Source organism: Actinosynnema sp. NPDC023658, assembly GCF_040639995.1.
Classification (GTDB): domain Bacteria; phylum Actinomycetota; class Actinomycetes; order Mycobacteriales; family Pseudonocardiaceae; genus Actinosynnema.
Genome location: NZ_JBFAAX010000146.1, coordinates 3,822 through 12,791, shown reverse-complemented (window position 1 = coordinate 12,791; position 8,970 = coordinate 3,822). Strand labels below are relative to the sequence as shown.

Below are 8,970 nucleotides of genomic sequence, written 5' to 3'. Positions count from 1 at the left end.
GCGCGCGGGCGCGGTGATCGCCACGGCCACCGCCCTGCCCGCCCTGTCCACGACGCCCGTCGCCCACGCCGCCGCCAGGCCGGACACCGGTGTGTCGGCGAACCCGTTCCCGCTCGGCGCGGTGGCGCTGCTGGCCGGCCCGTTCCAGTCCAACACCGCGCGCACCCACTCGTACCTGAAGTTCCTCGACGCGGACCGGCTGCTGCACACGTTCCGGCTCAACGTCGGCCTGCCGTCCTCGGCCACGCCGTGCGGCGGGTGGGAGTCGCCCACCACCGAGCTGCGCGGGCACTCCACCGGTCACGTGCTGTCCGCGCTCGCCCAGGCCTACGGGAGCACCGGCGACACCGCGTTCCGCACCAAGGCCGACTACCTGGTCGCGCAGCTGGCCGCTTGCCAGGACCGGGCGCAGGCCGCCGGGTTCAACACCGGCTACCTGTCCGCGTTCCCGGAGAGCTTCATCGACCGCGTGGAGGCCCGCCGGCAGGTCTGGGCGCCCTACTACACGCTGCACAAGATCATGGCGGGCCTGCTGGACGCGCACCTGCTGGCGGGCAACGCGCAGGCGCTGACCGTGCTCACCCGCATGGCCGCGTGGGTCGGGTGGCGCAACGGCAGGCTGACCCTCGCCCAGCGGCAGAACATGCTGAAGACCGAGTTCGGCGGCATGAACGAGGTGCTGACCAACCTGTACCAGGTCACCGGCGACCCGGCGCACCTGACCGCGGCCCAGCACTTCGACCACGCGGAGGTCTTCGACCCGCTGGCCGCGAACACCGACGCGCTCAACGGCTACCACGCCAACACCCAGATCCCGAAGGCGCTCGGCGCGATCCGCGAGTACCACGCCACCGGCCTGACCCGGTACCGCGACATCGCGAGCAACTTCTGGAACATCGTCGTCGGGTCGCACACCTACGCCATCGGCGGCAACTCCAACGGCGAGTACTTCAAGGCGCCCGGCCGGATCGCGTCGGAGCTGTCCGACAGCACGTGCGAGTGCTGCAACAGCTACAACATGCTCAAGCTGACCCGCCAGCTGTTCCGCACCGACCCGAGGGCGCACTACTTCGACTTCCACGAGAAGGCGCTGTACAACCACCTGCTCGGCGGCCAGGACCCCGCGTCGGAGCACGGGCACCACAGTTACTACGTGCCGCTGCGGCCCGGCGGGCAGCGCACCTACAGCAACGACTACCAGGACTTCACCTGCTGCCACGGCACCGGGATGGAGACCAACACCAAGCACGGCGACAGCATCTACTTCCAGTCGGGCAACACGCTGTACGTCAACCTGTTCATCGCCTCGGTCCTCACCTGGCCCGGCCGGGGCATCTCGGTGCGGCAGGACACGGGGTTCCCCGAGTCGCCCTCCACCCGGCTCACCATCACCGGTTCCGGCCCGATCGACCTGCGGGTGCGCATCCCGTCCTGGGCCGCGGGCGCCCAGCTCAAGCTCAACGGCGCGGTGCAGGACGTCGCGGCCGTGCCGGGCACGTACGCGCGCCTGGACCGGACGTGGTCCAGCGGTGACGTGGTGGACCTGAGCCTGCCGATGGCGCTGACCCGCGAGCCGACCCCGGACAACCCGGCCGTGCAGGCGGTGAAGCACGGCCCGATCGTGCTGGCGGGCGGGTACGGCACGACCAACCTGACGTCGATGCCCACGCTCCAGCCCGCGACCCTGCGCGCCACCTCGACGCCGTTGCGGTACACGGCGACGGCGAGCACCGGCCAGGTGGCGCTGCAGCCGTGCTACCAGGCGCACGGGCAGCGCGCCACGGACTACTCGAACCTCACCGCCACGCCCGCGCAGCCGCCGTTCATCGCGCACTACCCGTTCGACGAGGCGGCGGGCTCGGTCGCGGCGGACGCCACCGGCAACGGCCGCACGGCCACCCTCGCCGGCGGGGCGCGGTGGACCACCGGCCGCAGCGGTTCCGCGGTCGACCTGGGCGGCGCGGGGGAGCACGTGCTGCTGCCCGCCGGTCTGCTCGCCGGTGCGACGGCGTTCAGCGTGGCCACCTGGGTGTGGCTCGGGTCGGTGACGACGTGGGCGCGCGTGTTCGACTTCGGCTCCGGCCCCACCACCTGCCTGTTCCTCACCCCGCGCAGCTCGGCGGGCGGCGCCCGCTTCGCGATCACCACCGGTGGCGCGAGCACCGAGCAGCACGTCGACGCGCCGTCGCCGCTGCCCGCCGGGGCGTGGACGCACGTCGCCGTGACGCAGACCGGCAACCTCGGCGTGCTCTACGTCAACGGGGTCGAGGTGGCCCGCAACACCGCGCTGACCGTGCGCCCGTCCGCGCTCGGCAGCACCACGCAGAACTGGATCGGGCGCTCCCAGTACTCCGGCGACCCCTACCTGGACGGCGCGGTGGACGGCTTCCGCGTCCACGGCCGCGCCCTGACCGCCGCCGAGGTGGCCGACCTGCACGCGACCGGCCGCTAGCCCACGTCCCCCACCGTTAGGACCACCCATGCGCACCCGACACCGGGCGGTGAAGCTGGGCGCGGCACTCGCGCTCGTGGCCTCCGCCGCCGTCACCCCGGCCGCGTCCGCGGCCAACCCGATCGTCACCGCCTACTACACCGCCGACCCCGCGCCCCTGGTCGTCGGCAACACCATGTACATCTACGCGGGCCGCGACGAGGCGCCCGCCGGCACGAACAACTTCGTCATGCGGGAGTGGCGGGTGCTGTCCTCGACCGACGCCGCCACCTGGACCGACCACGGCGCGAAGGCGAACATCGGCACGTTCGCGTGGGCGGGCGCGGACGCGTGGGCGAGCGAGGTCGAGCCGAAGAACGGCAAGTACTACTGGTACACGTCGGTCAACGGCAACGGCGCGGGCTGGATGGACATCGGCGTCGCGGTGGGCGACAGCCCGCTCGGCCCGTTCCGCGACGCCAGGGGCGGGCCGCTGGTCAGCGACAGCACGCCCAACTCGTCCGGGCTGAACATCGACCCGACGGTGTTCACCGACGACGACGGCCAGAGCTACCTCTACTGGGGCGGCTACTGGGGTGTGCGCGCCGCGAAGCTCAAGGCGAACATGACCGAGCTGGACGGCGCGGTGGTCACGCCGCAAGGCCTGGCGAACTACTGGGAAGCGCCCTGGATGTTCAAGCGCAACGGCCTGTACTACATGGTGTACGCGGCCAACGACACCAACGGCTGCGTCACCGACTCCAGCTACGCCTGCCAGCGCTACGCCACCGCCACCGGCCCGCTCGGGCCGTGGACGCACCGCGGCGTCGTGCTGGACCGGGTCTCGTCGACCACCAACCACGCGGGCGTCGTGCAGTTCAACGGGCAGTGGTACATCGTCTACCACAACGCCAACGCGCCCGGCGGCGGCAACTTCCGCCGTTCCGTCGCGGTGGACCTGCTGACCTTCAACGCCGACGGCACGATGCGCAAGGTCACCCAGACCACGTCCGGCCCGCCGCCCAACCCCGGTGGCAACCCCGGCACCGGCACCAACCTCGCACCGTCCGCGACCGCGTCGACGTCCTACGTCTCGGCCTGGGAGTCGCTGGCCGCGCTGAACAACGGCGGCACGCCCGCCAACTCGGCGGACCGCGCGAACCTGGCCTACGGCAACTGGCCGGAGCGCGGCACGCAGTGGGTCGAGTACCAGTGGCCCGCGGCGCGTTCGATCGACAGGACGGCGACCTACTGGTTCGACGACGACCAGGGCATCGACCTGCCCGCGTCCTGCAAGGTGCAGTACTGGAACGGCAGCGCGTACGTCGACGTGCCGGGCCAGTCGGCGTGCGGCGTCGCCGGCAACACCTTCAACACGACCACGTTCACCGCGGTGGACACCACCCGGCTCCGGCTGGTCGTCACCGCGAAGCCCGACTACTCGACGGGGGTGCTGGAATGGCAAGCCTTCCAGGCGTGACGCGGCGGCTGGCGGCCGTCGTCGTGCTCGCCGCGCTGCTCGTGCCGGTGGAGCACGCCTCCGCCGCGCAGACCATCGGCTACCCGACGTTCAACGGTCCCGCGATCCCCGCGCCGCCCGTCGCGTACAGCACGGGCAGCACCATGCGCGCCATCTACGACGCCGAGAGCGGCGGCACCGACTTCTGGGTGGACCGCCTGCTCGCCCGGCCCGGCAACGACCCGTCCGGCCCGTGGCTGATGACCCGCGGCCGCGGCCTGTTCATGAACACCCACGACCCCGCGGTCATCGGCTTCGGCGGCAACGCCGCGTACTGGGACAACATCAGCAGCCAGAACGCCTACGCGATCACCGTCGGCTCGGGGTCGCTGACCGAGCAGGTGTCGAGCCGGTGGCAGGCGCCGAGCCACTGGAAGGGCGTCTACACCGGCACCGGCGTGCGGGTGGACGTGGCCAAGTTCATCACCCACAACAACGTGGCCGTCACCAACCTGACCGTCACCAACACCGGTTCGGCGGCCACGACCCTGGCGCTGCGCGTCACCTCGCCGTACGCCACCACGGTCAGCGGCTCGGAGCTGACCGGCTCGCGGCAGGTGAAGAACAACCTCACCACCATCCGGCCGAGGCTGTCCGGTGACGGGTTCGCCGCCGCGAGCGGCGCGCTGACCCGCTCGGTCACGCTGAACGCGGGCCAGTCGACCACCACCAAGGTCGTGATGGGCTTCGTCACCGACGAGATCCCCGAGTCGCTGACCGAGTACAACGCCTACCGCGGCCACACGCCGTCGGTCGCGTTCGCCACCCACGTCCGCGACTACAACCGCTGGTGGGCCGACAACATCCCCTACATCGACGTGCCGGACCCGGCGATCAAGAAGAACGTGTACTACCGCTGGTGGTTGATGCGCTTCAACTACCTCGACGTCGACATCCCCGGCCAGGACTACCAGTTCCCGGTGTCCATCGAGGGCGTCACCGGCTACAACAACGCGATCGCGCTGACCCAGCCGATGCACATCGACGACCTGAAGTACCTGCGCGACCCGATCTACTCCTACGGGCCGTGGCTGTCGGTCGGCCAGTCGTCCAAGGGCGGCCGGTTCATGGACAACCCGGGCGACCCGGAGAACTGGTCCAACTCCTACACCCAGTACATCTCCGAGGCGGCGTGGCGCAGCTACCAGGTCCACGGCGGCCAGCCGGCCGTGGCGGGCAACCTGGCCAAGTACGCCGAAGGTGACGCCAAGGGCCAGTTGGCCACCTACGACACCAACAACAACGGCGTCATCGAGTACGACTGGGGCGCGATGACCGGCAACGACGCCGACGCGGTGTCGTTCGACTGGCGCGCGGGCAACATGGACCGGGCCGAGACGGCGTACGTGTGGAGCGGCGCGATGGCCGCGCAGCAGGCGTACGCGGTGATCGGCAACACGGCCAAGGCGACCGAGATGCAAGCGCTTGCGGACCGCATCCGCAACGGCGTGGTCACCACCCTGTGGAACCCGTCCCGGCAGCTCCTGGAGCACAAGCATGTGGCCACGAACACGCACGTGCCGTGGAAGGAGATCAACAACTACTACCCGTACTCGGTCGGCCTGATGCCGAACACCGACCAGTACAAGCAGGCCCTGCGGCTGTTCGCCGACCCGGCCGAGTACCCGGTGTTCCCCTTCTACACGGCCAACCAACGGGACAAGGCGGAGGCGGCCGCGGCGGGCCACCCCGGTTCGAACAACTTCTCCACCATCAACTCGACCGTCCAGTTCCGGCTGTACTCGTCGGTGCTGCGCAACTACCCGAACCAGTGGATGACGGCCGAGGACTACAAGAAGCTGCTCTACTGGAACACCTGGGCGCAGTACGTCGGCGGCAACACGCAGTGGCCCGACGCCAACGAGTTCTGGGCGGACTGGAACGCGGGCAGCCGCACCATCGACTACCGCTCCTGGATCCACCACAACATCCTCGGCAGCAGCAACTGGACCGTGGTCGAGGACGTGGCCGGTCTGCGCCCGCGCACCGACAGCCGGGTCGAGCTGTCCCCGATCGACATCGGCTGGTCGCACTTCGCGATCAACAACCTGCGCTACCGCAACATGGACCTGAGCGTGGTGTGGGACGACCCGGCCGACGGCGTCACCCGCTACAACGGCGTGCCGCAGGGGTACTCGGTGTACCTGAACGGCACGCGCGCGTTCACCGTCGACCGGCTCACCAGGGTGCTCTACAACCCGGCGACCGGTGAGGTGACGTTCCCGTCCGGGTCGGGCACGGTGAACTACAGCGCGACCGTCAGCGGGCTGCGCGCGCCGCAGGACGTGGCGCACACCGGCGCGCGCATGGTGGACATGTTCGCCAAGGCGGGCGTCGACCTGACCTCCACCGCGCCGAACCTGGCGCAGGGCGCGGCGGCCACCGCGTCGTACACGGCGTCCGGCACGTCGACCGGCGCGGCGATCGACGGGTTCCCCGTCAACGAACCGCTGTGGGGCACCTCGGGCTCGCCCAACGCCTCCGACTGGTACGAGCTCGACCTGCGGCAGCAGCGCGCGGTCGACGAGGTGCGGCTGTACTTCCGCGACGACCGGGCGGGCAACCGGTACCGCGCGCCCGCGTCGTACTCGGTCCAGTACTGGAACGGCTCCTCCTGGGTGACCGCGGCGGCGCAGGTGAGGACGCCGTCGACGCCGAGGGCCAACTACAACCAGGTCCGGTTCACCCCGGTGTCCGCGCAGCGGATCAGGGTGCAGCTCACCCACGCGTCCGGGTTCAAGACCGCGTTGACCGAGGTGAAGGTCTACAACCGGGGCGGCGGCACGGACCCGGACCCGCCGGTGAACCTGGCGTCGACCGCGACGCCGTCGGCGTCCTACACCTCGCCGTGGGAGTCGGTGGCCGCCATCAACGACGGCGTCGACCCGCCCGCGTCGAACGACACCGCGAACCCGCGGTGGGGCACCTGGCCGAACACCGGTGAGCAGTGGGCCGAGCTGACGTGGACGTCGGCGCAGTCGGTGCGGTCCGCGCAGGTGTACTTCTTCGACGACAACGGGGGAGTGCGCGTGCCCGCGTCGTGGAAGCTCCAGTACTGGACCGGCTCGGCCTACGCCGACGTGCCGGGGGCGAGCGGTTACCCGGTCGCGGTGGACTCCTACCAGCGGGTGACGTTCACGGGGGTGAGCACGACCCGGTTGCGGGTGGTGCTGACCAGCGGCGCGGACTCGGTGGGCCTGCTGGAGGTGAAGGCCTTCGGGTGATCGGGCGTGATACGAACGGGGGGACCGGCCGTCGCCGGTCCCCCCGTTGTCCGCGGCGGTGTCAGCAGCCGCCGCAGTTGTAGTAGGTGACGTCCCAGTGGTTGCTCTCCAGGTAGTACACGTTCCCGGAGGCCGACTTCCACTTGCTGCCACCGATGGAGGTGAAGGTGCCCTTGACGTAGTTGGTGAGGCAGGTGGTGAGGCGGAAGTCGAGCTTGTAGCCGTTCCAGTGGCTGTAGGTGCCGCTGGCGTGGCCGGTCTCGGTGCCGCCGGTGATGGTCAGCGCGCAGCCGGTGGCCCGCTTGAGCGTCTCCGCGCCCTGCACCGTGGTCAGGTTGATCTGCTCGAACGACGTGCAGGTGGAGTTGTAGCGGTCGCTGCACCCGCCGCTGGACGTCCACGAGATGCCCGCCGCGCTGAAGCGGGACGCGGCCTGCGCGTGCGTCAGCTTCGTGACCAGCGCGGTGATCGGCGTGTCGGCGGCGGGCTGGAAGACGGCGTCCTCGACGGGCGCGGCCGAGGCCATGGTCGCCCCGGTGATGGTGAGCAGGGCCGTGGCGACGGCCACGACGGCGGCGCGGAATCGACCGGTACGCATGGGAACTGTCCTTTCGACGGGCAGCCCTCGTCGACCCGGGATCACCGGGGTCGGTGCGGGGGATGCGGCAGGGGTCGTCGTCGGTCAGCAGCTTAGGGGCCGGCCACTTACCGCACAGCGGCCAAGTGGGAGATTTTCCGACTGGTTAACCCGTGGTATGGCGAAGTCGCCCACCAGGCGTTGTCGGAAAACCGGTCGGCACGACCGCCGTGCGCCCTCTACGGTGTTCCGATCCGCTCCGGCCTTGAGGAGGAATGAGATGCGGCGACTCGACGGTGTTGTGCGGCCCGTTGCCCCTTCCCACACCATCGAGGACCGTCATCGCTTCCCGAACCCTCAACCTGGGCGTGCTCGCGCACGTCGACGCCGGTAAGACCAGCCTCACCGAGCGGCTGCTGTTCGACCACGGGGCCATCCCGCGGCTCGGCAGCGTCGACGGCGGCGACACGCAGACCGACAGCGGCGAGCTGGAACGCCGTCGCGGCATCACCATCCGCTCCGCCGTGGCGTGGTTCGCGCTGCGGGACCCCGTGCTGGGCGACCTCCAGGTCAACCTGGTGGACACGCCGGGGCACCCCGACTTCATCGCGGAGGTGGAACGCGCCCTGTCCGTGCTGGACGGCGCAGTCCTGGTCGTCTCGGCGGTCGAGGGCGTGCAGGCCCAGACCCGGGTGCTGATGAGGTCGCTGCGCCGGTTGCGCCTGCCCACGCTGGTCTTCGTCAACAAGGTCGACCGGGTCGGCGCGCGGCAGGCCGACCTGGTGGCCGAGATCCGGCGCAGGCTCACGCCCGCCGTCGTGCCGGTGACGCGGGTCGACCGGCTCGGCACCCGTGACGCCGGGGTCGTCGCCCGGCCGTTCACCGACCCGGACTTCGCGGCGGAGGTGCTCGAAGCGCTGGCCGACCACGACCTCGCGCTGCTGGCGCGGGCCGTCGACGGCGACGTGCCCGACGACCTGGCCGGACCGCTGCGCGACCAGACGTGCCGCGGGCTGGTGCACCCGGTGTTCTTCGGTTCGGCCATCTCGGGCGCCGGGGTCGCGGAGCTGGCCGACGGGGTGCGGCGGTACCTCGCGCCGCGCCCGGTCACGTCCGACGAGCCGCGCGGGACGGTGTTCGCCGTCGACCGCGCCGCCAACGGCGAGAAGGTCGCCTACCTGCGGCTGTTCTCCGGGGAGGTGCACGGTCGGCAGCGGGT

General features: G+C 70.8%; 5 protein-coding genes. 4 read left to right on the top strand and 1 reads right to left on the bottom strand.

Translation table 11 applies throughout. The features are described from left to right. The first annotated feature begins 13 nt into the window (after positions 1–13). Genes AB0G02_RS17695 through AB0G02_RS17685 form a run of 3 tightly spaced genes read left to right on the top strand, consistent with a single transcriptional unit; the run spans position 14 to position 7,174 of the window. A complete protein-coding gene (locus tag AB0G02_RS17695) occupies positions 14–2,452 on the top strand; it encodes a beta-L-arabinofuranosidase domain-containing protein (protein WP_360795144.1) in 2,439 nt (812 codons plus the stop codon). 28 nt (positions 2,453–2,480) lie between these two features. Next, positions 2,481–3,911 (top strand): glycoside hydrolase family 43 protein, encoded by a 1,431-nt coding sequence (locus tag AB0G02_RS17690; RefSeq protein ID WP_360795139.1) that lies wholly within the window; start codon positions 2,481–2,483, stop codon positions 3,909–3,911. Next, entirely contained in the window at positions 3,890–7,174 is a 3,285-nt protein-coding gene (locus AB0G02_RS17685; protein ID WP_360795136.1) for a discoidin domain-containing protein, read from the top strand. The genes AB0G02_RS17690 and AB0G02_RS17685 overlap by 22 nt, the downstream gene beginning before the upstream one ends. A 61-nt stretch (positions 7,175–7,235) precedes the next feature. On the opposite strand, the gene AB0G02_RS17680 is transcribed toward AB0G02_RS17685, so the two are convergent. Further along, the gene (locus tag AB0G02_RS17680; RefSeq protein WP_360795133.1) at positions 7,236–7,772 is read right to left on the bottom strand and encodes a hypothetical protein; all 537 of its coding nucleotides are present in this window, start codon (positions 7,770–7,772) and stop codon (positions 7,236–7,238) included. Positions 7,773–8,119: 347 nt separating this feature from the next. Here AB0G02_RS17680 and AB0G02_RS17675 point away from each other — a divergent pair. Next, the coding region (locus AB0G02_RS17675; protein WP_360795142.1) for a GTP-binding protein at positions 8,120–8,970 on the top strand (851 nt) is incomplete at its 3' end.